The organism is Mycolicibacter longobardus, from assembly GCF_002102265.1.
In the GTDB taxonomy this organism is placed as follows: domain Bacteria; phylum Actinomycetota; class Actinomycetes; order Mycobacteriales; family Mycobacteriaceae; genus Mycobacterium; species Mycobacterium longobardum.
Genome location: NZ_LQPG01000050.1, coordinates 34411 through 59901, shown reverse-complemented (window position 1 = coordinate 59901; position 25491 = coordinate 34411). Strand labels below are relative to the sequence as shown.

The window sequence follows — 25491 nt, the reverse complement described above, 5'->3', positions numbered from 1 at the left end:
TTTCCTACGATGCGTCGGTGGTCGGGGATTCGGCGACGGCAGCCGCGTCGGGCGCGGAGGTGGTGGCGCCCGCGAGCAGCTCCTGCTCCCACTCGGCCAGCGGCTCAACCGCTTCGGCCTCGGCCTTGCCCTCGCCGTTGCCCTGGCCCGCCCGGGCCTGCAGACCCTCGGCCACCGCGGAGGCGATGACCTTGGTCAAAAGGGCCGCCGAGCGGATGGCGTCGTCGTTGCCCGGGATCGGGTAGTCGACCTGGTCGGGGTCGCAGTTGGTGTCCAGAATCGCGATGACCGGGATACCCAGCTTGATGGCCTCAGCGACCGCGAGGTGCTCCTTGTTGGTGTCGACGACCCAGACCGCCGAGGGCACCTTGGTCATGTCGCGGATACCGCCGAGGCTGCGCTCCAGCTTGTTCTTCTCCCGGGTCAGCATCAAGATTTCCTTCTTGGTGCGCCCTTCGAAGCCACCGGTCTGCTCCATGGCCTCGAGCTCCTTGAGCCGCTGCAGGCGCTTGTGCACGGTGGAGAAGTTGGTGAGCATGCCACCCAGCCAGCGCTGGTTGACATAGGGCATCCCGACCCGGGTGGCCTCGGCCGCGACCGACTCCTGAGCCTGCTTCTTGGTGCCGACGAACAGCACGGTGCCGCCGTGCGCGACGGTCTCCTTGACGAACTCGTACGCCTGGTCGATGAACGTCAGCGTCTGCTGCAGGTCGATGATGTAGATGCCGTTGCGGTCGGTGAAGATGAACCGCTTCATCTTGGGGTTCCAGCGACGGGTCTGGTGCCCGAAGTGGGTGCCGCTGTCAAGCAGCTGCTTCATGGTTACAACAGCCATGATCGGCTATTTCCTTTTACTTGTCGGTTGTCGCCCGATATCAGGTTGAGCCCGGGCCCTAGTGCCTGCTGAGATGCCGAACCCGTGAGGGACCGTCGACATCCGGTTGTGGTGCAGACACGCGAAGTCAGCCCGCTTACGCGAACTGCGCAGATGAGTTTACACGGTCCGAACAGGTGCTTTGTCCACAGCGGTGACTGGCCGGATTCGGGGCCGCCGGGGTGAACTGGGCGGATGCGGTTCGCGGCATTGTTGCTGGTCGGAAGTCTTCTGCTGGCCGCGCCCACCGACGCGGAGACGGCGCGACTGGACTGGCCGCTGCGCCCGCGCCCGGCGGTGGTGCGGGGCTTCGACGCACCCCGGCCGGATTGGCAACGCGGCCACCGGGGCGTGGATCTGGCCGGCGCGGCGGGCCAGGCGGTGTATGCCGCCGGTACGGCGACGGTGGTGTTCGCCGGGCTCTCCGCCGGACGGCCCGTGGTGTCGCTGGCGCACCCGGGTGGGTTGCGCACCAGCTACGAGCCGGTGACTGCGACGGTGCGCGTCGGGCAGCTGGTGACCGCGGGATCGGTGATCGGCGCTTTGGATCCCGGCCATCCGGGATGCGGCGCGGCGGCCTGCCTGCATTGGGGTGCGATGTGGGGCCCGGCGTCGCGGGCGGACTATGTCGACCCGCTGGGCCTGCTGGCCGCCACCCCGATCCGGCTCAAGCCGCTGGGGCCGGGCTGAGTTCAACCGGTGCGGGTCAGGAACTCCGTCATCGCGGCCAGCGCCTCGGCCGGACGGTCGCGCTGCACCCAGTGACCGGCACCCGCCAGGACCACCAGCCGGGCGTCCGGGATCAGCCGGGCGGCCGCTCGGGCGCGCGCCACCGGGACACCGGTGTCCTTGTCGCCGTGAAGGATCAGGGCCGGGCATCGCAGTGACGGCAGACTCGGGGTGTAGTCGGTCTTGAGCCTGTTCCACCGCACCTCGTCGCGCTGCCATTGCTCGAACACCCCGGAGTCCTGCTGCACCGCCGCGGTGATCTCGGCCATCAGTTCGGGAGTGCGTTGAGCGGCGTCGCGGATCAGCGCGGTCTTGACACTCCACGCCAGCAGGGCGGGACTCCGGGCGGTCCAACGGCCTATCAGCGCGAGCGCCCCGCTGCGGAGCATCGCCCACGTCACCGCCTGCTGCACTCCGCCGAGCAGCCCGTCCGAGGCTCGCGACATCAGTCCGTAGCTGCCGAGCAGCATCACCCCGGTTGCCTGGTCGGGCCGCGCCATGACGTGGCCGAGCGCCATGCCGCCACCCAGCGACAGCCCGCCGATGACATAACGATCAAGGGCCAGCCCGTCGATGAATTCCCCGACGTAGTCGACCAGTCGTTGCTGGGTCAGCCGCCACGGTGCCGGCGGGCTGTGGCCGAAGCCGGGATGATCCGGAGCGATGACCCGGAAGCCGGCGGCCGCCAGCCGGGGGCCGACGTCACCCCAGGACAGCGATGCGCTGTCCACTCCGCCGCCGTGCAGCAGCACCACGGTGCCGACCGGGTGGTCGGGACGAAAGTCGAAGTAGGACACCGGCCCCCACGGCAGTTCGAGGATTGATCGCACCGTCACGCCCGGGGATGGGCACGGTCGTGCACCGCACGCAGCCGCGCGACCGTGACATGGGTGTAGAGCTGGGTGGTGGCCAGGCTGGAGTGGCCGAGCAGTTCCTGCACGATGCGCAGGTCCGCGCCACCCTCCAGCAGATGGGTGGCCGCGGTGTGGCGCAGCCCGTGCGGCCCCATATCGGGTGCTCCCCCGACGGCGGCGACGGTCTGGTGCACCACGGTGCGGGCCTGGCGCGGGTCGAGGCGCCCGCCTCGGGCGCCCAGCAGCAGCGCCGGCCCGGAGTCCCCCGTCGCCAACGGCGGGCGTCCGCGGGACAGCCATTCCTGCAGCGCTTCGGCGGCCGGCTCCCCGAACGGCACCGTCCGCTGCTTGTTGCCCTTGCCCACCACCCGCAGCACCCGGCGTGAGGCGTCCACGTCGTCGACGTCCAGACCGCACAGTTCGCTGACCCGGACCGCGGTCGCATAGAGCAGCTCGGCGATCAGCCGATCCCGTAGCGCCAGCGGATCATTCTGCTGCGCACCGGATTTGGCAGCGGCCATCGCATCACGCGCCTGGTCGCGTCGCAGCACCGCGGGCAGCGTCCGGTGGGCCTTCGGCAGTTGCAGACGCGCCCCCGGGTCCGATGACAGCAGCCCGCGCCGGGCCGCCCAGGCGGTGAAGGTCTTGACCGTCGAGGTGCGGCGCGCCAGCGTGCTGCGGGCCGCACCGGCACGGGCCTGCACGGCCAGCCAGCTGCGCAGCAGCGGAAGGCTCAGCCCGTCGATGCCACTGTGGCCCTGTTCGGCCAGGAACCCGAACAGCGACCGCAGATCCCCGAGGTAGGCGCGCCGGGTGTGTTCGGAACGGCCCCGTTCCAAAGCCAGGTACTCGTCGAACTCGTCGAGAATCGCGTCCACCGGCTCACCGTCGCAGATGCCGCCGCGGCACTCAGGTGACGCGCCGCAACGTGTCCGGGGTGAGATCAAGACGTGACGGATAGCCGTCGACGGCCATGATCAGGTCGGCTTCGGCCAGCAGCGAGCGCAGCACGTGCACGATCCCGGCGCTCCCACCCAGGGCCAGCCCGTAGGCGTACGGCCGGCCGACCCCCACCGCCGTCGCGCCCAGGGCGAGAGCTTTGATGATGTCGGCGCCGGTGCGGATGCCCGAGTCGAACAGCACCGGCAGGCCGTCGGCGGCGGTCACCACGTCCGGCAGGCAGTCCAGGGCCGGCAGCCCGCCGTTGGCCTGACGCCCGCCGTGGGTGGAGCAGTAGATGCCGTCCACGCCGCCGTCCTTGGCGCGGCGGACGTCGTCAGGGTGGCAGATGCCTTTGACGATCAACGGCAGGTCGGTCAACGACCGCAACCACGGCAGGTCATCCCAGGTCAACGGGTTGCCGAAAGTCTGCACCCAAGACAGCACGGCGGCCTGCGGGTTCTCCTCGGGCGGCTGGGCCAGCCCGGCGCGGAACACCGGGTCGGAGAAGTAGTTGGCAAGGCAGTGCCCACGCAGCTGCGGGAAGTTCGACGTCGCCAGGTCCCGGGGGCGCCAGCCGGGGACCCAGGTGTCCAGGGTGACGACGATGGCTTTGTACCCGGCCGCCTCGGCGCGGTGCACCAGGCTGGCGGCCAGTTCCCGGTCTTTGGGCGTGTACAGCTGGAAAAAGCCCGGGGTGTCGCCGAATTCGGCGGCGACGTCTTCCAGTGGGTCGGCGGTGAGGGTGGAGACCATCATCGGCACGCCGGTGGCCGCCGCGGCCCGGGCACTGGCCAGGTCGCCGTGCCCGTCCTGCGCACAGATGCCGATGACACCGATCGGCGCCATGAAGACCGGTGCGGGCAGGCGCAATCCGAACATCTCCACCGACAGGTCGCGCTCGGCGGCGCCGACGAACATCCGCGGGATCAGGCCCCACTTGTCGAAGGCGGTGACGTTGGCCCGCTGGGTACGCTCGTCACCGGCACCGCCGGCCACGTATGACCACACCGACGGGGAAAGCGCCGCAGCGGCTTTGGCCTCCAACTCCGAGTAGGTCATCGGAAACGAAGGCACCACTCCGGCCAGGCCCTGCAGGTAGATCTCGAACTGGTAGTCCCCGAATGCCATCGCCTCTAGCCTGTCTGCGCTTCTGCTGATTCTTTTTCGGCGAGTTCTTTCTTCCACTGCCGGAAGGTCTCTTCGGTGCGCCCTCGCCGCCAATAGCCCGAGATCGACGCCCACTTGGCGTCGACGCCGCGGTCCTTGCGGACATAGGGCCGCAGGTTGTGCATGACGGCCTGGGCCTCGCCGTGGATGAACACCTGGACCTGGCCCGGCAGCCACGGTGCGCTGGTGACCGCCTCGATCAGCGGGGCGTTGTCGCCGGCCCGCTCCTGCCCGACCAGGTCGGCACGGCCGCCGCGGTGCAGCCAATTCAGCTCGACCCCTTCGGGTGCGGTCAACGCGATCTCATCCTCGGGCCCGGCGACTTCGATGAACGCCTTGCCCACCGCGCCGGACGGCAGCGCCTCCAGGGCGGCCGCTATCGCCGGCAGGGCGCTCTCGTCACCGGCCAGCAGGTGCCAGTCGGCGCCGGGGTCGGGCGCGTAGGCACCACCGGGACCCATCAGGTACACCGGATCGCCGGGCTGGGCGCGCAGGGCCCACGGCCCGACCGTGCCGTGATCGCCGTGCACGGAGACATCGATGGCGATCTCGCGGGCGATCGGATCGGCGCGCCGCACCGTCAGGGTGCGGATCACCGGACGGTCTTCCTCCGGCAATCCGTCGAAGCTGTCCAGCGTCAACGGCTGCGGTAGCGCGGCCACGTCGACGCCGTAGCGCACAAAAACGACCTTGACGTAGGAGTCGGTGAACTGACTCGGGCGGAACGTATCGAAACCGTTGCCGCCCAACACGACTCGAATCATATGTGCCGAGCATTGCTCGGTGCGGACAACTTCGAAGGTGTGAACCGGTCGTCCCGCCACGCTGCCTCCCGTCTTCGGCCTGCCCCAGCCGACTATACGAGTTACCGGTTCGGCCGGACTATCCCCCAGCTTCCGTGGCGCCGCTGGACCAGGCCGGCTACCTCCAGCATCGCCAGCGGCCCGAACACCTGCGCCGGGGCCAGTCCGGAGGCGACCGCGATCTGATCGACGGTGACCACGCCGCGGCCCGGCAACGCCTCGTAGACCCGGCGTTCGGCGACGCTGAGCCCATCCAGCGGGGTGGCCGGCCGGGGCGGATCAATCGCCAGTTCCCCGACCCGGCCCACCAACTCGATCACCTCGTCGGCCCTGGTCACCAGTTCGGCGCCCGCGCGCAGCAGCACATGACAGCCGGCGGAGGCCGCACTTGTGACCGGTCCGGGGACCGCGGCCACCTGCCGTCCAAGCAGCCGCGCCCACGCGGCGGTATTGGCCGCGCCGCTGCGCAAGCCGGCCTCCACCACGACCGTCGCGCCCGACAGGGCCGCCACCAGCCGGTTGCGGGTCAGAAACCGGTACCGGACGGGGCGGACCCCGGGCGGGTATTCGGTGACCAGTAGGCCGTGCCCGCCGATGCGGTGCAGCAGCGCGGAATGGCCTGCCGGGTAAGGGATGTCGATTCCGCCGGCCAGCACCGCCACAGTGGTGCCGACTGCGGCGAGGGCCGCGCGGTGGGCCGCGCCGTCGATTCCGTAGGCACCGCCGGAGACCACCGCCACGTCGCGTTCGGCCAGCCCGGCGGCCAGGTCGGCGGCCACCAGTTCGCCGTAGGAGGTCGCCGCCCGGGTGCCGACGATCGCGGTGGACCGCTCGGCGATCTCGTCGAGGCGCGCCGGGCCCAGCGCCCAGAGCACAAGGGGCGGGCGGGCGTCGGGCTTGTTCGCCGAGGCGGCGCCACCGAACGCGGCGAAGGCCAGTACCGGCCATTCCTCGTCGTCGGGGGTGATCAGCCGGCCACCCCGGCGGGCCAGCAATTCCAGATCGTCGGCGGCCATGTCGATGTCCCGTCTGGCCTCGGTGTGTTTGGCCAGCTCCGGGCCCACGGCGCCGCACCGAATCCGCTCCGCCGCCTCGACCGGGCCGACCCGCCCCACCAGCGCCGCCAGATCCTGGCGCGGCGGTTCGGCGACCCGGGACAGGTAGGCCCAGGCCCGCACGGTCAGCTCGGCGCTCACCGCGACGTTCCGGGTTGGCGGAAGCTCAGTGCCGCGGCGACCTCGTCGAGTCCGGGTGAGGTGCGCCCGGCCAGGTCACTCAGTGTCCAAGCCACCCGCAGGGTGCGGTTGGCCCCTCGGATCGACAGCAGGCCGCGGTCCAGCGCGGTGCGCAGCGGCGCCATCGCCGAAGCGCTGAGCCGAAACCTGCGGCGCAGCAACGCCCCGCTGACTTCGGCATTGGTCGCAAAGCCGTGTGGCTCCCAGCGTTGCGCCGCCGCAGCGCGCGCGTCCGCGACCCGGGCCCGCACCGTGGCCGTCGACTCGCCGTCGGCGGCGGAGAACGCCCCGGCCCGCACCGGATGCATCTCCACCCGTAGATCCACCCGGTCCAACAACGGCCCGGACAGTCGGCCGAGGTAGCGCCGCTTCTGCATCGGATTACACGTGCAGTCCCGCGGATCGGCCGGCGCGCACGGACAGGGATTGGCCGCCATGACCAGCTGGAAACGCGCCGGATAGCACGCCACCCCGTCGCGCCGGGCCAGCCGGATCTCCCCGTCTTCCAACGGTGTTCGCAATGCTTCCAACGCACTGACCCGGATCTCGGCACACTCGTCGAGAAACAGGACTCCGCGGTGCGCGCGGCTCACCGCGCCCGGACGTGCCATGCCGGAGCCGCCGCCGACCAGCGCCGCGACGCTGGAACTGTGGTGCGGTGCGATGAAAGGCGCCCGGGTGATCAACGGCGCGCTGCCCGACAACAGGCCGGCGACCGAGTGGATCGCGGTGACCTCCAGCGATTCGCTTTCGGTCAACGGCGGCAGCAACCCGGGAAGACGCTGGGCCAGCATGGTCTTGCCGACCCCGGGCGGGCCGGTCAGCATCAGGTGGTGTGATCCGGCGGCGGCCACCTCCACCGCGAACCGGGCCTGGGCCTGACCGACCACCTCGGCCAGGTCCTCGGCCGGGTTGATCTGCGGTGCCACCGTGATGATCCGGTCCTGCAGCCGGGCCGCCCCTTCCAGCCAACCGTGCAACCGCCCCAGCGTCGCCACCCCGTAGACGTCGATGCCCTCCACCAGGCTGGCTTCGGCGAGGTTGTCCACCGGCACAACCGCGCACGCCCAGCCGTCGTTCCTGGCGGCCAGCACCGCGGGCAGCACCCCGTGCACCGGCCGCACCCGTCCGTCCAACGCCAGCTCGCCGAGCAGCACCGCCTTCTCCAGCCGCGACCAGGGCCTGCCCAGGTCCGCTGACAGCACGGCGGCGGCCAGGGCCAGGTCATAGACCGAACCCATCTTCGGCAGCGTCGCCGGGGACAGCGCCAGCGTCAGCCGGGACGCCGGCCAGCGCTGCCCGCTGTTGGTGATGGCCGCCCGCACCCGATCCCGCGACTCCTGCAGGGCCGCGTCGGGCAGCCCCACCAGATGCACCCCGGGCAGCCCCGAGGTGATGTCGGCCTCGATCTCCACGATGAGGCCGTCCAGGCCGCGCACCGCGACCGAGAACGCCCGCCCCAGCGCCATCAGCCCACCCCTTTCAGGTGGGTGATCTCCGGGGTGCGGGACCGGCCGATCCGCACCCCGATCACATCGAGGCGGACCTCGTCCCATCCGGACGGCTGGCTGGCCAGCCATGCTCCGGCCAGCCGGCGCAACCTGCGCACCTTTTCCGGCGGCACCGCGTACGCCAGCCCGCCGAAACCGTCACCGGTGCGGGTCTTGACCTCGACGAACACCACCGTGCGCGCGGCCGGATCGGCGGCGATCACGTCCAGCTCGCCGTGACGGCAGCGCCAGTTGCGGGCCAGGATCGTCCAGCCCTGCCCGGTCAGGTGGTCGACGGCCAGCTGCTCGCCCAGCGCTCCCAGCTCGGCCCGCGTCATGGTTGTCATGCCGGTCAGGGTCGGTCAGCGCCCCGACAGCGTCCAGTCGGCGAGGGCCGAGAATGACCGCGGTGCAGCCAGTTATCCCCAGATCGACCCTTGTGCACAGCTGAGGTTCGTACACGGGGCAGTCCTGGCCCGAACACCGAACTTCCTCGACCTCGCCGGAACCATCCAAATCCCGGCCGCTGAACGCAACGTCACCTGGGATGAAGTGCTGCGTCGCACCCGGCGATCTCGAACCGCGGATCGTCATTGAGCGCGTTCGTCGACACCAATATCCTGGTCCGCCATCGCACCGGCGACCCACCCGGCCCAGCGGCACGGGCGACCGAATATCTACGAAGCGCCGAGCGGTTACTGCTGGCGGATCTCATTGTGGCCGAGACGGTGTACGTCCTCGAGTCATCACCTTCGACTCCATCGACTGTGTCGATCCGGCCCTGCTGCTGCGGCCGATTCAGGTCTACGAACTCGACCGAATCGACTTCGCGGACTCATACCTCGTCGCCTGCGCCGAGAGCAGCGCAATCCGCCAGGTTGTCTCCTTCGACCGATCCATCGACCGCGTCAAAACCATCAAAAGGATCGAACCTGCCCGCCTCAGCAGTTGATCAGTCCGACGCGGTACTAACCGGTGTGCGCGCTCGGCGCCCGAACGATCAGCGGTACGCCGGGAAAGTAAGCCGCCATCTCCGAGCGGGCCCGGCGCAGCGCGGCGGTGCCGTAGCCCTTCTTGCGGTGCTGGGGATGAATCCAGATCCGCACGTTCACCTCGCCGTGGTTGAGGTCGCCGAAGACCATCCCGACCTTCTGCGCCCCGTCGACGGCGACGAACAGCGCCGCGTCCTCGTCATAGACGCGCGCCAGCGCCGAGCTGATCTCATCGCCGATCTCGCCGGCCGGCCGGCCGGTCCCGTCGGCGCTGGCGCCGACGTCCGCTGTCCGTTCGGCCAAAATGTCTCGGTCCTGCTCCCCGGAGAACACCCGCAGCGCCAACGTCTCGCCGGAACTGGCCGGCCGATCGCCGAGCGTGAACGTCAGCTCGTTGTTCAAGTCGTTGAGCTCGGCGGCGATCCGGTCGCGGGAATCCTTGGTGAGCTGATCGAGCGACATTCCGATCACCGCTTCGCATCCCAGGGGCGAGACGCCGAGCAGGTCGGCGATCGCGTGCACGGCCAACTCCCGGTCGTCGGATTCGACGATCACGTCGAGCACCTCATGTCGGCGCTCCATGGCCTTGAGCAGGGCGTCGGTGATCTCGCGGCGGGTGACGGCACGGTCGACAGGAGTCATGCGAGTCAGCCTAGACCGAACTCCCCGGTGACGCCGCAGTCTTAATGCCGCGGTGTCTATTCGGGCAGCCGCAGTTCGGGCTTCTCGACCTCTTCGATGTTGACGTCTTTGAAGGTGACCACCCGAACCTGCTTGACGAACCGTGCCGGGCGATACATGTCCCACACCCACGCGTCGGCCAGCCGCAGCTCGAAATACACCTCGCCGTCGGCGTTACGCGGCACCATCTCCACGCTGTTGGCCAGATAGAACCGCCGCTCGGTCTCCACGACGTAACTGAACTGCCCCACGATGTCCTTGTATTCGCGGTACAGCGAGAGTTCCATCTCGGTTTCGTACTTCTCGAGATCTTCGGCACTCATCTGCTCAGCCGTCCTTCTGCTCGGTTCGTCCCCTTGGCCACTACCGTCGCTGTGCCCGCCGCGGCGAACGCCGTGTTGCGCACGTTGGCCACGGTGCGCACGTTGATGAACGAGTAGCGATGCTGGCTGCACGGCCCCAACGCCGCCAGCGCCGCGGTGTGCGCCGCGGTGGAGTAGCCCTTGTGCACGGCGAAGCCGTAGCCGGGGTCGTCCAGCGTCGCCATGTACCGGTCCCGGCTGACCTTGGCCAACACGCTGGCCGCGGCGATGCAGGCCGCGGCCCCGTCGCCGCCGATGACCGGAAGCGACGGCATCGGCAGCCCGGGCACCCGGAATCCGTCGGAGAGCACGTAGCCCGGCCGCAGGGGCAGCCCGGCCACCGCGCGCCGCATGCCCTCGATGTTGGCTGCGTGCACCCCGCGCACATCAACGTCGGCCGGTTCGATGAACACCACGTGATAGGCCAGCGCGTGCCGGCGGATCACCGGAAACAGCTGCTCGCGGGTCTTCTCGGTGAGCTTCTTGGAGTCGTCGAGCGCCGCCAGAGCGGCCGGCTTGCCCGGACCGAGCACACACGCGGCCACCACCAGCGGTCCGGCACAGGCTCCCCGGCCCACCTCGTCGACGCCGGCGACCGGGCCCAGCCCGCTGCGGTACAGCGCCGACTCCAGAGTGCGCAGCCCCGGTGAACGACGAATCACCGTGCGCGGCGGCCAGGCCGGGGACATGGTTACGGGCCCTGCTGCGGGTTCGTCGCTTTCACCAGCCCCCAGCGCGACGGCGGCCAGGCGATGAACCGGGTCTTGCCGATCACGTTGCTGACCGGAACGGTGCCCGCGTCGAGGTCGTCGCCGGTGCACAGGATCCGATGCGCCAGATCGGGCTGGACCGCCACGGTGTCGCAGTGCGCGCGGGAGTCCGAAGAGTGGGTGCGGTTGTCACCCATCACCCACAGCCGGCCGTCGGGCACCGTCACCGGGCCGAACTCGTTGCCCAGGCACGGGTACACCATCGGATCGACCATCAGGGTGGCCGGGTTGAGGTAGGGCTCGTTGACCGGCTTGCCGTCGACGGTCAGGCCGGTGTCGTTGCGGCACTGCACCGTCTGGCCGCCCACCGCGATGACCCGCTTGACCAAGTCGTTCTCGTCGGGGGGCACGAATCCGATGAACGACAGGGCGTTCTGCGCCCAGCGCACCGCGGTGTTGGTCGACCGGATCGACTTGTAACCCACATTCCACGACGGCGGCCCCCGGAATACGACGACGTCACCGGGCTGCGGCGCGCTGAACCGGTAGGTGACCTTGTCGACCATGATCCGGTCGCCGACACATCCGTGGCAGCCGTGCAGCGTCGGTTCCATCGACTCTGAGGGGATCAGGTAGGGACGCGCCACGAAGGTCAACATCAGGTAGTAGAGCAGCAGCGCGATCGAGATCAGCACCACCGATTCGCGCAGCGTGGTGTGCTTGCGCTCCGGTTCGACGGCGGTGCCAGGTGCGGCCGACCCGGACGCGCCGACGACAGCCTCGGGCTGATCGGCCTCGGAAGAAGAGTTCTCGGGTGACGAACCCGTGGTGTCGGTCACGAGATCAGGGTAATGACCGCGTCGGCGGCGCCGGAGACCGACCGGCGGCCGTAAACCCACCGGAGGGGGGCCGGCGCGGGCAAGCTCAGCGCTTCTCCTTGATCTTGGCCTTCTTGCCGCGCAGTTCACGCAGGTAGTACAGCTTGGCGCGCCGGACGTCACCGCGGACGACGACGTCGATGTGGTCCACGTTGGGCGAGTGCACCGGGAAGGTCCGCTCCACGCCGACGCCGTAGCTCTCCTTGCGGACGGTGAACGTCTCGCGGACACCGCCACCCTGCCGGCGGATGACCACACCCTTGAACACCTGGATGCGCTCCTTGGAGCCCTCGATCACCTTCACGTGCACGTTGACCGTGTCGCCGGGGGCGAAGGCCGGGATGTCGTCGCGCAGCGACGCCTTGTCGACGATGTCCAGCGTGTTCATTGCGGAAACACTTCCTCGCGGTTCGCGGCTGCTGACCGGCCCGCACGCGGGGAAGCGTGCAGACGGTAACCGAGCCGATGGGTTCGGGCATGTTGTCGCGCTGTGCGATGACCGGGACGCCAGGTCCCCGCTGCAGAGTCAACTGCCGGGTGACAACTGCTCAATTGTGCCAGACGCGGCGCAACCAGTGAAATCGCGCAAATCGCCGCTGGTCGTTCCACGCCGAAGCCCGGGGACGTGATAAGTCTGATGGACGACCGAACTGCGCGATCCGGGTGTCCACGCGGTAATCTATCCGGCGGGCCGATGGCAGCAGTGTGGCGAGCCCGCAGTAAGTCGGTGCAATACGCGCCTATACCTGTTGAGGAGGCATACCCGCCGTGCGGCCATCGATGCTTCTGCTGACCATCGTCATGGTGATCTCGACCGTGGTGTTCGGCTGCGACGAGAAGGTCTACGGCGCCGCCGCCACGCGCCCACCGCAGTACCGGGCACCTGAGGTCACCCCGGTCGCCACGGCCATCGAAGCGCCCCTGGCGCCCGCGATTCAGCCGGTCGCGGTGGTCGACGGGCTCGCGACACGCATGCAGGAAGCCACCGAGCAGGCGGCCAAGGCCGGCGCCAACATCTCGGTGGCCGTGCTGGACCGGATCTCGCATCAGCTGATCACCAACGGCAACACCCGGCCCATCGCCACCGCCTCGGTGGCCAAGCTGTTCATCGCCGACGACCTGCTGATGCACCAACCGGAGGCCGGTCTGTCGGCCGACGACCGGGCCGCGCTGGACGTGATGCTGCGGTCGTCCGACGACGGGGCCGCCGAGACGTTCTGGAACCAGAACGGCCGCAACGCGATCGTCAACAGGGTGGCCAGCCGCTACGGCCTGGCCGGCACGTCGCCGCCGTCCAACGGCGCCTGGTGGAACACCATCAGCACCGCACCGGACCTGGCGCGCTACTACGACATGCTGCTCAACGGCTCCGGTGGTCTGCCGGCCGACCGGGCCAGCATCATGATGGGCGACCTGGCCCAGTCCACCCCGACCGGCATCGACGGCTACCCGCAGCGTTTCGGGATCCCGGAGGGCTTGTACGACGAGCCGGTGGCAGTCAAGCAGGGCTGGATGTGCTGCATCGGCAGCAACTGGATGCACCTGTCGACCGGTGTCGTCGGAGCGGACCGCCGCTACATCGTGGTGATCGAATCACTGCAACCCAGCGACGACGCCACCGCGCGCACCACCATCACCGAGGCCGTCAAGACCATCTTCCCGGGCGGCCGGGTCTAGCTACCCCCCAGGAGATCCGGACGGCGTTCCCGGGTCCGCTTCAGCGCCGCCTCGTGGCGCCAGGCATTGATCTTCGCGTGGTCACCGGAGAGCAGTACTTCCGGCACATCCAGGCCGCGCCAGCTCGGCGGGCGGGTGTAGCTCGGCCCCTCCAAGAGTCCATCGCGGTCCGGGGAATGCGAATCGTCATGGCGCGACGCCGGATTGCCGAGCACCCCGGGCATCAGCCGCAGCACCGCCTCCAGCATGACCAGCACCGCGGGCTCGCCGCCGGCCAGCACGTAGTCACCGATCGACACCTCTTCGACCCGCATCCGCCGGGCGGCGTCGTCGGCCACCCGTTGATCGATGCCCTCGTAGCGGCCGCAGGCGAACACCAGGTGCTCTTCGGCGCTCCAGCGCTGCGCGGTGGCCTGGTCGAACAAGGTTCCCGCCGGGGTGGGCACGATGAGAAGGGTCTGCTCCGAGCAGATCTCGTCCAGCGCTTCACCCCACACCGGCGCCTTCATCACCATCCCCGGCCCGCCGCCGTAGGGCGTGTCGTCGACCGACCGGTGCACGTCATGCGTCCAGCGCCTCAGATCGTGGACGCCCAGGTCGACCAGCCCGGTCTCGATCGCCTTGCCCGGCAACGATTGCCGGATCGGATCCAGATAGTCGGGAAAGATCGTCAGGACATCGACGCGCACGTCAGTCCTCCAGGTCGAGCAGACCGTCGGGCGGATCGATCACCAGGCAGCGCTGCGCCAGCGAGACCGACGGCACGAACGCGGCGACGAACGGCACCAACAGTTCCCGGCCATCGGTCCGCTTGATCGCGAGCAGCTCGCCGGCGGCGGTGTGCAGAACCTCGGTGACGGTGCCCACCGGCTCCCCCGCCGTGTCCTGGACCGCCAGACCTTCCAGCTGATGGTCGTAGTAGGTGTCCGGCTCGGTGATCGGCGGCAGCTCGGCGGAATCGACGACGAACACGCTGCCCCGCAACGCATCCGCACCGTCGCGGTCACCGATTCCGGCCAGCCGCACCAGAAGTCGCGCGCCGTGCGGGCGTGCCGCCTCCACGACGTAGTCGCGTTGCGGCACACCGGATTTACGGGCGTGCAGCGTGGCGCCCGGCGCGAACCGGAGTTCGGGGTCGTCGGTACGGACGTCGACGACGACCTCGCCGGTGATGCCGTGGGCCTTGACCACCCGCCCGACCGTCAGCTCCATGAGCCGGTCGGCTACCGGTCGGTGTCCACCACGTCCACGCGGATGCCGCGTCCACCGATACCGGCGACGAGGGTGCGCAACGCAGTGGCGGTGCGACCGCCGCGACCGATCACCTTGCCCAGGTCGTCGGGGTGCACGTGCACCTCGACAGTGCGGCCACGCCGATTGGTCACCATGTCGACCCGTACTTCGTCGGGGTTGTCGACAATGCCGCGCACCAAGTGCTCGACCGCGTCTGCCACCACGGCACTCATGGCCGCGGTCAGCTCTCGGTGGCCGGCTCAGCGGCCTCAGCAGCGGGGGCCTCGGCGGGAGCCTCGGTCGTCTCAGCGGCCTTCTCGTCGGCCTTCTCAGCGTCGTCCTTGGCCGTCTTCTTGGCCGGTGCCTTCTTCTTCTTGGCGGTGGTGGCCTCAGTGGTCGGACCACCCTCGGCCTCGGCCAGCGCGGCGTTGAACAGCTCCAGCTTGCTCGGCTTGGCGGGCTTGACCTTCAGTCGGCCCTCGGCGCCCGGCAGGCCCTTGAACTTCTGCCAGTCACCGGTGATCTTCAGCAGCTTGAGCACGGGCTCGGTGGGCTGAGCGCCGACCGACAGCCAGTACTGGGCGCGCTCCGAGTCGATCTCGATCAGGCTCGGCTCTTCCTTCGGGTGGTAGCGGCCGATGACCTCGATCGAACGACCGTCCCGGCGGGTGCGCGCGTCGGCGACCGCGATGCGGTACTGCGGATTGCGGATCTTCCCAAGTCGGGTGAGCTTGATCTTGACAGCCATGAATCACTCCTGGTTAGCACGCTGCAATTCAGCGATACGGGCGGATTTGCCGGTATCCGGTTTTGCCTCGCGTGTGTGCCACGTCCGCGCGGCCTCAAGAGGACCAGTCGCGTGGCGGACAGCCGCCCATTGTGCCAGAAGCGGCCCGTTCAGCAGAAATCGCCTCAGGGCAGCTTCTCGAAACACTTGATCTCGCTACGCCGGCTCATCCGCCAGCCGTCGGCGGTGCGGACGAACTCGTCGTCGTACCACAGACCCAGCAGCATGGTGGCGGGCTGCTCTCCGCCGAACACCATCGGGTTGAAACAGAAGGTGCGCGCGGTGGCCGTGTCGCCGTCCACCCGGATCGCCGGCAGCCCCAACATGTGGGCGTAGCCCGCGAAATTCGGCAACACCTCCGCCAGCCAGGCCTTCACCTCCGGGAATCGGCCGTCGATACCACCCATCGCGCGGTAGTCGATGTAGGCATCGTCGGTGAACACCGCGTCGAGACCGTCGAAGTTGCGGGTGTCGATGGCGGTGGAGTAGTCAACCAGCAGCTGCTGGATCTGCCACCGGTCGGAAATCTCCTCTTGGCTCAGCATTCCCCGATTCAACACGACGGCGGTAGGGTAAGCCGCCATGCGGAAATCTTTCGCCGCCCTGGCGGCTGTCCTGGCCGTATGCGGGGCAACCGCCGCTCCGTCGGTGGCCGACGTCGCCCAGCCGCTCGGGTCAGTGCCGATCCCACCGGGCCCGGCCCCGGACTGGATCATCGCCGACCTGGACTCCGGACAGGTGCTCGCTGAGCAGAACGGCTACGCCGCCACCCCACCGGCCAGCACGATCAAGGTGCTGCTGGCACTGACCGCCCTCGATGAGGTGCCGCTGGACGCGACCGTGGAGGCCAATCCGGCCGATACCCGGGTTGAGTGCAACTGTGTCGGCGTCCGGCCCGGCCGCAGCTACACCGCGAGGCAGCTGCTGGATGCGGTGCTGCTGGTCTCGGGCAACGACGCCGCCAACACCCTGGCCGAACTGCTCGGCGGCCACGACGCCGCGGTGGCCAAGATGAATGCCAAGGCCGCCGAGGTGGGCGCGACCAACACTTTCGCCTCCACCCCGTCCGGCCTGGACGGCCCCGGCGGCCCGGGTGCCACCACCCCGCACGATCTGGCGGCCATCTTCCGGGCGGCGATGGCCAACCCGGTGTTCGCCGAGATCACCGCGCAACCGTCGGCGATGTTCCCCGGCGACAACGGCGACAAGGTGATCGTCAACCAGAACGAGCTGCTGCACCGCTATCCGGGCGCGTTCGGCGGCAAGACCGGATTCACCGATGCCGCCCGCAAGACCTACGTCGGCGGCGCGAACCGCGACGGCCGGCGGCTGGTGGTGGCGATGATGTACGGAATGATCCGCGAGGGCGGACCGAACTACTGGGATCAGGCCGGCGCCCTGTTGGACTGGGGCTTCGCGCAGGGCCCGATGGCCAGCGTCGGCAGCCTGTAGGCCCGCCGCACCCCACCGCGACCAGACAGAGAATCGCATCAATCCGTGCTGCGGAGTGCGATTCTGCGTCTGCTCGGCACCCTAAAACACCCGGCCGCGCAGCATCACCAGGTCGGGACGGCCCAGCACCTCGGGGCCGCTGCGCGGGTCGGCGGCAAAACACACCAGATCGGCCGGGGCGCCGTGCTCCAGCGCCGGCGCACCCAGCCAACGCCGGGATTCCCAGCACGCCGCCCCCAGCGCCTCGGTGGCACTGAGCCCGATCCCGGTCAGGGCGTTGACCTCGTCGGCGATGCGGCCGTGGGCCACCATGCCACCGGCGTCGGTGCCGGCGTAGATCGGCACCCCGGCCTCTCGGGCGGCGCCGATCCGTGACCGACAGGTGGCGTACAAGGCACGCATGTGCGCGGCATAGGTCGGGTACTTGGCCGCCGAGTCGGCGATGCCGGGAAAGTTGTCGATGTTGATCAGGGTGGGCACCAGGGCGGTGCCGTGGGCCAGCATCAGCGCGATGATGTCGTCGGTGATACCGGTGCCGTGCTCGATGCAGTCGATGCCCGCGTTGATCAGGCCGGGCAGTGCTTCTTCGCCGAAGACGTGTGCGGTGACCCGCGCGCCGTTGGCGTGCGCGGCGTCGATCGCGGAGACCAGCACGCCGTCCGACCACAGCGGCGCCAGGTCACCGACACCGCGGTCGATCCAGTCCCCCACCAGCTTCACCCAGCCGTCACCGCGACAGGCTTGGGCCGCAACGGCTTCCGGCAGCTGCGTCTCGTCGTCGACGTTGATCGGCAGCCCGGGAATGTAGCGTTTGGTGCGGGCCAGGTGTTGGCCGGCACGGATGATGCGCGGCAGGTCGTCGCGGTCGTCGAACGCGCGGGTGTCGATCGGTGATCCGGCATCGCGGATCAGCAGCACACCGGCGCGCCGCTCCGTCTCGGCCTGGCGCACCGCTTCGTCGACGTCGACCGGACCGCCGGGCCCGATCCCCACGTGGCAGTGCGCGTCGACCAGGCCCGGGATGATCCAGCCGTCGGAGAAGACGGTCTCGGCCCCGTCAACGGGCTCGAGGCTGATCGTGCCGTCGACGATCCAGTACTCGACCGGTTCGTCGTCGGGCAGCCCGCGGCCGCCAACGTGGAGCGCCAAAGTTACTTCTGGCCCGGGAAGTTCAGCTTGGACAGGTCGAAATCGGCCAGCCCCGGCGGCAGTTCGTTGAGTCCTTCCGGCATCTGGGACAGGTCGGGGAAACCGGCCGGCATCCCGGGACCGAACAGGCCCCGCGCCTTCGGCGGAGTGGGCCCACGCTTCTTGCCCTTCTTGGCGTTCTTGCCCTTGGCCTTACGGCTGGCGCTCTTGCGGCCGAGCCCGGGCAGGCCCATGCCGCCCATCATCGACGACATCATCTTGCGGGCCTCGAAGAACCGGTCGACGAGCTGGTTGACCTCCGAGACGCTCACCCCGGAGCCGTTGGCGATGCGCAACCGCCGGGAGGCGTTGATGATCTTCGGGTCGGCCCGCTCGGCCGGGGTCATGCCGCGGATGATGGCCTGCAGGCGGTCCAGGTGACTGTCGTCGACAGCGGCCAGCGCGTCCTTCATCTGGCCCGCGCCGGGCAGCATGCCCAGCAGGTTGCCGATCGGGCCCATCTTGCGGATCGCCAGCATCTGCTCGAGGAAGTCCTCCAAGGTGAGCTCGCCGGAGCCGATCTTGGCCGCGGCCTCCTCGGCCTTCTGGGCGTCGAAGACCTGTTCGGCCTGCTCGATCAGGCTCAGCACGTCGCCCATGCCCAGGATGCGGCTGGCCATCCGGTCCGGGTGGAAGACGTCGAAGTCCTCCAGCTTCTCCCCGGTGGAGGCGAACAGGATCGGGACTCCGGTGACTTCCCGCACCGACAGCGCCGCACCGCCGCGGGCGTCGCCGTCGAGCTTGGTCAGCACCACCCCGGTGAAGCCCACGCCTTCGCGGAACGCATCGGCGGTGGTGACGGCGTCCTGGCCGATCATGGCGTCCAGAACGAACAGCACCTCGTCGGGGTTGACCGCGTCCCGGATGGCGGCGGCCTGGGCCATCATCTCCTGGTCGATGCCCAGGCGCCCGGCGGTGTCGACGATCACGACGTCGAAGTGCTTGGCCTTGGCCTCGGCCAGACCGGCGGCGGCGACGGCGACCGGGTCACCCGGGGCGTCGGCGGCACCGGCGGCCGAAGTGCCCGGGTGCGGGGCGAACACCGCGACCCCGGCGCGTTCCCCGACGACCTGCAGCTGGTTGACCGCGCCGGGGCGTTGCAGGTCGCAGGCCACCAGCAGTGGAGTGTGGCCCTGGCCGCGCAGCCAGGTGGCCAGTTTGCCGGCCAGGGTGGTCTTACCCGCGCCCTGCAGACCGGCCAGCATGATGACCGTCGGCGGGGTCTTGGCGAACGCCAGCTGCCGCGTCTGACCACCGAGGATGCCGATGAGCTCCTCGTTGACGATCTTGACCACCTGCTGGGCCGGGTTCAGCGCACCGGAGACCTCGGCGCCCTTGGCCCGGTCCTTGATCCGGCCGATGAAGGCCCGTACCACCGGAAGCGACACATCGGCTTCCAGCAGGGCCAGCCGGATCTCCCGGGCGGTGGCATCGATATCGGCGTCAGTGAGACGCCCCTTGCTGCGCAGCCCCTGCAGGGCGCCGGTCAACCGGTCGGAGAGCGATTCAAACACGCAGCCAGCCTATAACTGGTCACATAACCTGCGGGCAGGCGAAGGCGACCTCGGCCTCGTCCACCCTCTTCACACCCGCATAGCCGACATCCCACAACGCCGCAATGCGTCGGCGGCGGCCCGCAAGGCGGCGTCGACCCGGTCGCTGATGGTGTTCGCCGCATCCGACACCCGGCGTATCAGGTCGAAGCTGCCACCGAAACGCAGGGCGATGCTGATCTCGTCGGCGTCCTGGGCCCTCAGCACGTCATTCTCGCGGCCGGACGTGCGATGTATCTCGGTGCGGACATCCAGCAGGGTTCGGCGGGCTCCCCGAACCGAGCCCCTGCCGTGGCCCGGTCCGCGGGCGGTGAAGCTGTCGGCGAGATCTGCGGCAGACAGGGCGTCAAGCAGCTGAACATCCCGCAGGCCGCCATGCCCGCTTTTCACGTCGGGCTCGACTCGATCCGCGATGTCGCCGCAGCGTCGCCACCGCGACTGCGTCGATTCGACGAGTTCGTCGTAGCGCGAACGGATTCCATGCCGCCACTGGTTCCGCACCCCGTCGAGGAGCCGAACCGACAGCCGCTCATCCCCGACGATATGGCGTGCGTCCAACAACCCCAGATCCACGAAGATATCTGCGTCGGCGACCTTCAGCGCCTCGGCCACGGTGCGCACGCTGTGGTCCAGACGAGCGTTGACATCCCACAGCGGGTACCACAGCAGCTCCGCGACCTTCTCGACGGTCTCGGCCGGCATATCGTCGTGCAGCAACAACAGGTCCAAGTCGGAGTAGGGCAACATTTCGTAGCGGGCCAGTGAGCCGGTCGCGACGATGGCGAATCCGCTGGCGGTGGCAATGCCTATCTCCGCAGCCTTGGCGGCCAGCCACGTTTCGTGCAGCCGTCGCCACGCTTCACGCAGTGCAGCCGAACTCAGCTGATCCGGCGTGCGGCAGCGCAGCTCTGCCCGCGCTCGGGCTAAACCGATTGCCGTGCAATCAGTTGGGTTTGACCGTGAGACCGGATCCGCGTCGCAGTACATCGTCGAAGCCCACCGTTGCTCAACTCGTGCCGAGTCTCATATGGCATCGGGTCCGCGCTCGCCCGTCCGCACCCGCAGCACCGTCTCGACCGGGCTGACCCATACTTTGCCGTCGCCGATCTTGCCGGTATGTGCGGCTCGCACAATGATGTCCACGATCTTGTCCGCCGCGAAGTCGTCGACCAGCACCTCGATCCGCACCTTGGGCACGAAATCAACGGAGTACTCCGCCCCCCGATAGACCTCGGTATGACCTTTCTGGCGGCCGTAGCCCTGAACTTCACTGACCGTCATCCCCAGCACTCCGGCCTGTTCCAATCCAGTCTTGATGTCCTCCAGCGTGAACGGCTTGACGATCGCGGTGATCAGCTTCATCTGTCTCCCTCCTCTCCTCGGCGAAGAGCGCGGGAACCGGAACGCCGGCAACCGCGAAGTCGTAACCGCCTTCGGCGTGTTGGGCTTCGTCGATGCCGGCGGCTTCGTCCTCGGGACCCAGCCGCAGTCCGACGGTGTATTTGAGCGACAACGCGATCACGGCCGTTGCGATGGCCGAATAGGTCGCGACACTGAGCGCGCCGACGGTCTGGCACCACAGCTGATGCCCACCGCCGCCGTAGAACAGGCCGGGCGACACTCCGGAGACTCCGGCGATGGCCGCGGTCCCCGGCGCCGCCAAGAATCCCACCAGCAGGGTTCCGACGAGGCCTCCGACCAGGTGCACCCCGACGACGTCAAGTGAATCATCAAATCCGAAGCGGTATTTCAAGCCCACGGCCAGCGCGCAGGCGACACCGGCAACCGCGCCGACGATCAGCGCGCCCACGACATTGACCGACGCACACGACGGGGTGATCGCCACCAGCCCTGCCACGATTCCCGACGCCGCACCCAACGAGGTGGCGTGGCCGTCGCGGATTCGCTCGGCGAGCAGCCAGCCCAGCATCGCGGCGGCGGCACCGACGGTGGTGATGATGAATGTCGAACCGGCGACGCCGTTGGCGCTGACCGCCGACCCGGCGTTGAATCCGTACCAGCCGAACCACAGCAGACCGGCGCCGAGCATCACCAACGGCAGATTGTGCGGCCGTACCGGTGGTGTCGGCCACCCCTGACGTCTGCCGAGGATGGTCGCCAGCACCAGAGCGGCGACGCCGGCGTTGATGTGGACTGCGGTGCCGCCCGCAAAGTCGATGGCATGAAGTTTGTTGGCGATCCAGCCGCCGTGCGCCGCGGTGGTCTCGTCGAATGCGAAGACCCAGTGCGCAACCGGGAAGTACACGAAACTCACCCACACCGCGGCGAACAACAGCCAACTGCCGAACTTCAACCGGTCGGCCACCGCCCCGGAGATCAACGCGACCGTGATGATGCCGAACATCAGCTGAAACCCCACGAATACGGTCTGCGGCACCGTACCGACCACCGGAATCTCGACTGCGGGCGCACCGCTGACCGGGTCAGCGGCGACCGCGTTCACCCCGATGAGGCCCTTGAGGCCCCAATAGTCGGTGGGGTTGCCGGCCAGGTTGCCGACATCATCGCCGAAAGCCAGCGAGAAGCCGTAGAGCACCCACAGCACTGTCACCACGCCCATGGCGCTGATGCTCATCATGATCATGTTCAGGACGCTCTTGGCGCGGACCATGCCGCCGTAGAAGAAGGCCAGTCCCGGCGTCATCAACAGCACCAGCGCGGAACTGATCAGCATCCAGGCGGTGTCGCCGGTGTCGGGTACTCCCATCGCCGGGAACCGATCCATGCACCCAACCTCCTCCGCCGCCCATCGATGGCCGGCCACCTGAAACCAACCTGGTAAAACCATGGGCAACAGTTGTTTCGGCACGGGCGCCACACTGTTTCGGATATGTGACCAGCTGCTCACAACAGCCAGGCCCGAAAGGCCTGTCGAGGATCGAAGTCCCGACCCGGACGCGCCTACCCCTGCAGCTGCCCCAGCGCGAGGTGCGCGGCGTTGACGCCGCACATCCCGTGCGCTCCCGGCCCCGGAGGGGTGGCCGCCGAGCAGATGTAGGTGCCGGGTATTCCGGTGCTGTACGGGGACAGCGTCACGCGCGGGCCAAAGGTCAACTGGCGGAGGTCTTTTGCGCCGGTCATGATGTCACCGCCGGCAAAGTTGGGGTTGTAGATCGCCATGTCGGTGGTACTGCGCACGGTGTAGCCGACGACGCGGTCGCGGAATCCGGGTGCGAACCGCTCGATCTGGGCGGTGATCGCCGCGGTGGCGTCGCCGGTGTAGCCGTTGGGCACATGGGCATACGTCCACAGCGGGTGGATACTGCCGACGGATCGTTGTGGGTCGGCCAGATACTGCTGACCGACCAGGACGAAGGGCCGCTCGGGCATGCGGCCGGCGTGAACGTCGCGTTCGGTGGCGGCCAGTTCGCGGTGCGTGCCCGCCAGGTGGACGGTGCCGGCAAGCCGGGCGTCGGGGTTGGTCCACGGCACGCCGCCCTCGACGGCGAAGTCGACTTTGAACGCACCCGGCCCGCGCCGGAATCGGCGGTAGGCACGAGCCACCCTGCCCGGCAGCCGGTCTCCGAGGATACGGGCCACCGCGTCGGGGGCCAGATCGAACAGCGTCGCGTCGGCCGGCGGCAGCTGCGACGCGGACTGCACGCGCACCCCGGTTTCGATGCTGCCGCCGAGTTCGGTCAGCACCGCGCTCATGGCGTTGGTGATCGCCTGTGACCCACCGGCGGCAACCGCCCAACCGTGCCGGTGCCCGGCGGTGAGGATGCCCAGCCCGATCGCCGAGGTCATCGGGTAATGCAGCGGCCGAAACGCGTGTGCGGCCACGCCGGTGAACAGCGCCCGGGCCTGCTCGGTGGCGAACCAGCGGGCCAATGCCGAAGCGGGCAACGTCGTGGGCGCACCGAACCGGGCCAGCATCAGCGGATGGTGGGGCAGGCGCAACAACGGACCCATGATGTCCTCGTTGAGCGCGTCGAACCGGGCGACCGGGCGCTCGAACAGCCGGCGCCATCGGCGGCCGTCACGGCCCAGGCCGGCGGCGGTCTGCTCGACGGAGCGGTACAGCACCCCGGCGCTGCCGTCGTCGAGTGGATGAGCGCAGTCGACCTGCGGCCGGCGCCACTGCAGGCCGTGGCGCTCCAGATCCAGGCCGGACAGAAACGGCGAGCCGACCGCCATCGGGTGAATCGCCGAACAGTCGTCGTGCAGCAGGCCCGGCACGATGGCCTCGCTGCTGCGCGCACCGCCACCGACCGTGTCGGCGGCCTCGAGCACGGTGACCTGCACGCCGTGCTGCGCCAGGGTGACCGCGGCGGCGAGCCCGTTGGGCCCGCCGCCCACCACGATCGCCGTGCTCACCCCCACACGATTACATACCGACGGCGCTAGGCGGGCGCGCCGGGCTCGCCGCCGGCACCGCCGGCACCACCGGTCCCGCCCACGTTCGCCTCGCCGGGCTGGCCGGGGCCACCGGGCACACCGCCGGTAGCTCCGCCGTCACCGCCGTCGCCGCCGTCGCCGCCGGCACCGACGCTGCCGTTGCCGCCGTTGCCACCGGCACCACCGCGGCCGCCGGAAGCGCCTGCCTGGCCGGCCGCTGCGCCGCCGTCGCCGCCATCGCCGCCGTCGGCACCAATGCGGCCACTGCCGCCGGCACCGCCGGCGCCACCGACACCACCGTTCCCGCCGGTCGAGCCGGCGCCTGCGGCGCCGCCGTTGCCGCCGTTGCCGCCGTTGCCACCCTGGCCCCCGGTACCCATCGGGTTGTTCAGCCCGGCACCACCGGCGCCACCGGCTCCGCCGTCGCCATCGCTGCCGACCTGACCGATCCCGCCGAGCCACCCGCCACGAGCTCCGGCCGCACCGCCCTGTCCGCCGTCGCCGCCGTTGCCACCGTGACCGCCGATGGGCTGGGAAGCCGTGCCGGCGGCGCCGGCCGCCCCGACCCCACCGACCCCGCCGGCACCGCCGTTACCGCTGAGACCCAGGAACCAACCGGCGTTGCCGCCGACACCGCCGTTGCCGGCATCGCCGCCGTTCAAGGCGGTCACGTCCGGGCCGTTGATGCCGGCCCAGCCGGATCCTCCCCGGCCGCCGGTTCCGCCGAAGCCCCAGCCGGCGATGGCGTCGCCACCCGCGCCGCCGGTGCCACCGTCGTGCGACACCAGCGACGAGCCGTCGAAGGTGTCGCGGAAGCCGGTACCGCCCTGACCACCGATGCCGCCATCGCCGGCCCACCAGCCGCCGGAACCGCCTTGGCCGCCGTCCCCGGCCTCGACCACGACGCCGTTGGCGCCGAGGTAGGCCGCGGCGCCCTGGCCGCCGGCGCCGCCGTTGCCGAACAATCCGGCATCTCCGCCGTCACCGCCCACACCGCCGTTGATCCCGGCTACACCGGCCGCACCGGTGCCGCCGTCGCCGAACAGGAATCCACCGTCACCGAGGTCGCCCAGACCCAGCCAACCGAACAACGAGGTGTTGCGGCCGGTGAAGCCATCGATACCGTCGCCGATCAGGTTCCGGCCGAACATCAGGACCCACGGCGTGTTGATCAGGCCGATCGTGAGCTGATTGCCGGCGTCATGCGTCCAGGCCTGAAGGGCGCCGTGGATCGGGAGATAGAAGTTCTCCTGGTAGAGCATCGCCCAGTCGACCGGGTCGAAGAAGTCGAATTCGGCGGAGCCGATATCGATCGGATCGGCGCTGGCGATGCCGATGTCGGCCGGGTCAAAGGCGACCGGCTCGAAGGCGACCGGGTCGACATCGACCGGGTCGATGACGACCGGGTCGAACGCCGACAGGTCAAACCACGTGCTGGGGTCGATGAAGTCGAAATCGGCCCGTGCCGAGGGTGCCGCCGCCAGTGGTGTCAACGCCAGAGCCAAGGCTGCTGCTGCACCACCCA

27 protein-coding genes and 1 pseudogene are annotated in these 25491 nt (G+C 69.4%); 3 read left to right on the top strand and 25 right to left on the bottom strand.

What is annotated here, in order from left to right:
- Positions 1-4: 4 nt before the first annotated feature.
- Positions 5-835: a 30S ribosomal protein S2 gene (rpsB, locus tag AWC16_RS20870; RefSeq protein ID WP_085266627.1), complete on the bottom strand. Its 831-nt coding sequence runs from the start codon at positions 833-835 to the stop codon at positions 5-7.
- 255 nt (positions 836-1090) lie between these two features.
- Here rpsB and AWC16_RS20865 point away from each other — a divergent pair.
- A pseudogene (locus AWC16_RS20865) lies at positions 1091-1552 on the top strand (M23 family metallopeptidase); the annotation flags it as partial.
- Between the two features lie 14 nt (positions 1553-1566).
- Here AWC16_RS20865 and AWC16_RS20860 read toward each other — a convergent pair.
- From AWC16_RS20860 to rplS, 12 genes are all read right to left on the bottom strand, one after another.
- Complete coding sequence (locus AWC16_RS20860) at positions 1567-2439, bottom strand: alpha/beta fold hydrolase (protein WP_085266625.1); 873 nt, start codon at positions 2437-2439, stop codon at positions 1567-1569.
- Positions 2436-3335: a tyrosine recombinase XerC gene (locus tag AWC16_RS20855; RefSeq protein ID WP_085266624.1), complete on the bottom strand. Its 900-nt coding sequence runs from the start codon at positions 3333-3335 to the stop codon at positions 2436-2438. Before AWC16_RS20855 ends, AWC16_RS20860 begins: the two co-directional genes overlap by 4 nt.
- Positions 3336-3366: 31 nt before the next feature.
- Positions 3367-4527: an alpha-hydroxy-acid oxidizing protein gene (locus AWC16_RS20850; RefSeq protein WP_085266623.1), complete on the bottom strand. Its 1161-nt coding sequence runs from the start codon at positions 4525-4527 to the stop codon at positions 3367-3369.
- Positions 4528-4532: 5 nt separating this feature from the next.
- Positions 4533-5390, bottom strand: coding sequence for a siderophore-interacting protein (locus tag AWC16_RS20845; protein ID WP_085266622.1), 858 nt, complete (start codon positions 5388-5390; stop codon positions 4533-4535).
- 41 nt (positions 5391-5431) lie between these two features.
- On the bottom strand, positions 5432-6553 hold the full coding sequence (gene dprA, locus AWC16_RS20840) for a DNA-processing protein DprA (RefSeq protein ID WP_420094312.1): 1122 nt from the start codon (positions 6551-6553) through the stop codon (positions 5432-5434).
- 8 nt (positions 6554-6561) lie between these two features.
- Positions 6562-8073, bottom strand: a complete 1512-nt coding sequence (locus AWC16_RS20835; RefSeq protein ID WP_085266620.1) for a YifB family Mg chelatase-like AAA ATPase — start codon at positions 8071-8073, stop codon at positions 6562-6564.
- Positions 8073-8441 (bottom strand): YraN family protein, encoded by a 369-nt coding sequence (locus AWC16_RS20830; protein WP_085266619.1) that lies wholly within the window; start codon positions 8439-8441, stop codon positions 8073-8075. The genes AWC16_RS20835 and AWC16_RS20830 overlap by 1 nt, the downstream gene beginning before the upstream one ends.
- A 621-nt stretch (positions 8442-9062) precedes the next feature.
- A complete protein-coding gene (locus AWC16_RS20825) occupies positions 9063-9728 on the bottom strand; it encodes a GNAT family N-acetyltransferase (protein WP_085266618.1) in 666 nt (221 codons plus the stop codon).
- Between the two features lie 56 nt (positions 9729-9784).
- On the bottom strand, positions 9785-10090 hold the full coding sequence (locus AWC16_RS20820) for a DUF2469 domain-containing protein (protein WP_012393608.1): 306 nt from the start codon (positions 10088-10090) through the stop codon (positions 9785-9787).
- Complete coding sequence (locus tag AWC16_RS20815; RefSeq protein WP_085266617.1) at positions 10087-10818, bottom strand: ribonuclease HII; 732 nt, start codon at positions 10816-10818, stop codon at positions 10087-10089. The genes AWC16_RS20820 and AWC16_RS20815 overlap by 4 nt, the downstream gene beginning before the upstream one ends.
- Positions 10819-10820: 2 nt before the next feature.
- Entirely contained in the window at positions 10821-11678 is an 858-nt protein-coding gene (gene lepB, locus AWC16_RS20810; RefSeq protein ID WP_085266616.1) for a signal peptidase I, read from the bottom strand.
- An 85-nt stretch (positions 11679-11763) separates the two neighbouring features.
- A complete protein-coding gene (gene rplS, locus AWC16_RS20805; protein ID WP_024443224.1) occupies positions 11764-12105 on the bottom strand; it encodes a 50S ribosomal protein L19 in 342 nt (113 codons plus the stop codon).
- Between the two features lie 392 nt (positions 12106-12497).
- Between rplS and AWC16_RS20800 the strand changes: the two genes are divergently transcribed.
- Positions 12498-13394: a serine hydrolase gene (locus AWC16_RS20800; RefSeq protein ID WP_085266615.1), complete on the top strand. Its 897-nt coding sequence runs from the start codon at positions 12498-12500 to the stop codon at positions 13392-13394.
- Here the strand turns inward: AWC16_RS20800 and trmD are convergent.
- The 5 genes from trmD to AWC16_RS20775 all read right to left on the bottom strand — a co-directional run bounded on the left by trmD (position 13391) and on the right by AWC16_RS20775 (position 15959).
- The gene (gene trmD / locus AWC16_RS20795) at positions 13391-14083 is read right to left on the bottom strand and encodes a tRNA (guanosine(37)-N1)-methyltransferase TrmD (RefSeq protein ID WP_085266614.1); all 693 of its coding nucleotides are present in this window, start codon (positions 14081-14083) and stop codon (positions 13391-13393) included. The genes AWC16_RS20800 and trmD overlap by 4 nt on opposite strands.
- A gap of 1 nt (position 14084) precedes the next feature.
- Entirely contained in the window at positions 14085-14606 is a 522-nt protein-coding gene (gene rimM / locus AWC16_RS20790) for a ribosome maturation factor RimM (RefSeq protein ID WP_085266613.1), read from the bottom strand.
- Positions 14607-14617: 11 nt separating this feature from the next.
- On the bottom strand, positions 14618-14860 hold the full coding sequence (locus tag AWC16_RS20785; protein WP_085266612.1) for an RNA-binding protein: 243 nt from the start codon (positions 14858-14860) through the stop codon (positions 14618-14620).
- Between the two features lie 8 nt (positions 14861-14868).
- Positions 14869-15375 carry a 30S ribosomal protein S16 gene (gene rpsP, locus AWC16_RS20780; protein ID WP_085266611.1) on the bottom strand — a complete coding sequence of 169 codons (507 nt, stop codon included), beginning with the start codon at positions 15373-15375 and terminating at the stop codon, positions 14869-14871.
- Between the two features lie 164 nt (positions 15376-15539).
- The gene (locus AWC16_RS20775; protein ID WP_085266610.1) at positions 15540-15959 is read right to left on the bottom strand and encodes a nuclear transport factor 2 family protein; all 420 of its coding nucleotides are present in this window, start codon (positions 15957-15959) and stop codon (positions 15540-15542) included.
- A gap of 37 nt (positions 15960-15996) precedes the next feature.
- Between AWC16_RS20775 and AWC16_RS20770 the strand changes: the two genes are divergently transcribed.
- Positions 15997-16866 carry a D-alanyl-D-alanine carboxypeptidase family protein gene (locus AWC16_RS20770; RefSeq protein WP_085266609.1) on the top strand — a complete coding sequence of 290 codons (870 nt, stop codon included), beginning with the start codon at positions 15997-15999 and terminating at the stop codon, positions 16864-16866.
- Between the two features lie 81 nt (positions 16867-16947).
- Here AWC16_RS20770 and AWC16_RS20765 read toward each other — a convergent pair whose 3' ends face one another.
- The 7 genes from AWC16_RS20765 to AWC16_RS25705 form a co-directional block, all read right to left on the bottom strand.
- Positions 16948-18015: an amidohydrolase family protein gene (locus tag AWC16_RS20765; RefSeq protein ID WP_085266608.1), complete on the bottom strand. Its 1068-nt coding sequence runs from the start codon at positions 18013-18015 to the stop codon at positions 16948-16950.
- 2 nt (positions 18016-18017) lie between these two features.
- Positions 18018-19568: a signal recognition particle protein gene (gene ffh / locus AWC16_RS20760; RefSeq protein WP_085266607.1), complete on the bottom strand. Its 1551-nt coding sequence runs from the start codon at positions 19566-19568 to the stop codon at positions 18018-18020.
- 69 nt (positions 19569-19637) lie between these two features.
- Positions 19638-20594 carry a [protein-PII] uridylyltransferase family protein gene (locus tag AWC16_RS20755; protein ID WP_085266606.1) on the bottom strand — a complete coding sequence of 319 codons (957 nt, stop codon included), beginning with the start codon at positions 20592-20594 and terminating at the stop codon, positions 19638-19640.
- A gap of 36 nt (positions 20595-20630) precedes the next feature.
- Positions 20631-20969, bottom strand: coding sequence for a P-II family nitrogen regulator (locus AWC16_RS20750; RefSeq protein ID WP_085266605.1), 339 nt, complete (start codon positions 20967-20969; stop codon positions 20631-20633).
- On the bottom strand, positions 20875-22353 hold the full coding sequence (locus AWC16_RS20745; protein WP_085266604.1) for an ammonium transporter: 1479 nt from the start codon (positions 22351-22353) through the stop codon (positions 20875-20877). The genes AWC16_RS20750 and AWC16_RS20745 overlap by 95 nt, the downstream gene beginning before the upstream one ends.
- Positions 22354-22529: 176 nt before the next feature.
- Positions 22530-23945: a phytoene desaturase family protein gene (locus AWC16_RS20740; RefSeq protein ID WP_085266603.1), complete on the bottom strand. Its 1416-nt coding sequence runs from the start codon at positions 23943-23945 to the stop codon at positions 22530-22532.
- A 26-nt stretch (positions 23946-23971) separates the two neighbouring features.
- Positions 23972-25471 (bottom strand): hypothetical protein, encoded by a 1500-nt coding sequence (locus tag AWC16_RS25705; RefSeq protein WP_165759281.1) that lies wholly within the window; start codon positions 25469-25471, stop codon positions 23972-23974.
- Positions 25472-25491 lie beyond the last annotated feature (20 nt).

Excerpts from the sequence above, each read along its gene's own strand:
- rpsB (WP_085266627.1), bottom strand. The coding sequence starts at position 835 with ATGGCTGTTGTAACCATGAAGCAGCTGCTTGACAGCGGCACCCACTTC.
- AWC16_RS20850 (WP_085266623.1), bottom strand. The coding sequence starts at position 4,527 with ATGGCATTCGGGGACTACCAGTTCGAGATCTACCTGCAGGGCCTGGCC.
- AWC16_RS20835 (WP_085266620.1), bottom strand. The coding sequence starts at position 8,073 with ATGGCGCTGGGGCGGGCGTTCTCGGTCGCGGTGCGCGGCCTGGACGGC.
- AWC16_RS20830 (WP_085266619.1), bottom strand. The coding sequence starts at position 8,441 with ATGACAACCATGACGCGGGCCGAGCTGGGAGCGCTGGGCGAGCAGCTG.
- AWC16_RS20825 (WP_085266618.1), bottom strand. The coding sequence starts at position 9,728 with ATGACTCCTGTCGACCGTGCCGTCACCCGCCGCGAGATCACCGACGCC.
- AWC16_RS20820 (WP_012393608.1), bottom strand. The coding sequence starts at position 10,090 with ATGAGTGCCGAAGATCTCGAGAAGTACGAAACCGAGATGGAACTCTCG.
- AWC16_RS20815 (WP_085266617.1), bottom strand. The coding sequence starts at position 10,818 with ATGTCCCCGGCCTGGCCGCCGCGCACGGTGATTCGTCGTTCACCGGGG.
- rplS (WP_024443224.1), bottom strand. The coding sequence starts at position 12,105 with ATGAACACGCTGGACATCGTCGACAAGGCGTCGCTGCGCGACGACATC.
- AWC16_RS20800 (WP_085266615.1), top strand. The coding sequence starts at position 12,498 with ATGCTTCTGCTGACCATCGTCATGGTGATCTCGACCGTGGTGTTCGGC.
- rimM (WP_085266613.1), bottom strand. The coding sequence starts at position 14,606 with ATGGAGCTGACGGTCGGGCGGGTGGTCAAGGCCCACGGCATCACCGGC.
- AWC16_RS20785 (WP_085266612.1), bottom strand. The coding sequence starts at position 14,860 with ATGAGTGCCGTGGTGGCAGACGCGGTCGAGCACTTGGTGCGCGGCATT.
- rpsP (WP_085266611.1), bottom strand. The coding sequence starts at position 15,375 with ATGGCTGTCAAGATCAAGCTCACCCGACTTGGGAAGATCCGCAATCCG.
- AWC16_RS20775 (WP_085266610.1), bottom strand. The coding sequence starts at position 15,959 with ATGCTGAGCCAAGAGGAGATTTCCGACCGGTGGCAGATCCAGCAGCTG.
- AWC16_RS20770 (WP_085266609.1), top strand. The coding sequence starts at position 15,997 with ATGCGGAAATCTTTCGCCGCCCTGGCGGCTGTCCTGGCCGTATGCGGG.
- AWC16_RS20755 (WP_085266606.1), bottom strand. The coding sequence starts at position 20,594 with ATGTACTGCGACGCGGATCCGGTCTCACGGTCAAACCCAACTGATTGC.
- AWC16_RS20750 (WP_085266605.1), bottom strand. The coding sequence starts at position 20,969 with ATGAAGCTGATCACCGCGATCGTCAAGCCGTTCACGCTGGAGGACATC.
- AWC16_RS20745 (WP_085266604.1), bottom strand. The coding sequence starts at position 22,353 with ATGGATCGGTTCCCGGCGATGGGAGTACCCGACACCGGCGACACCGCC.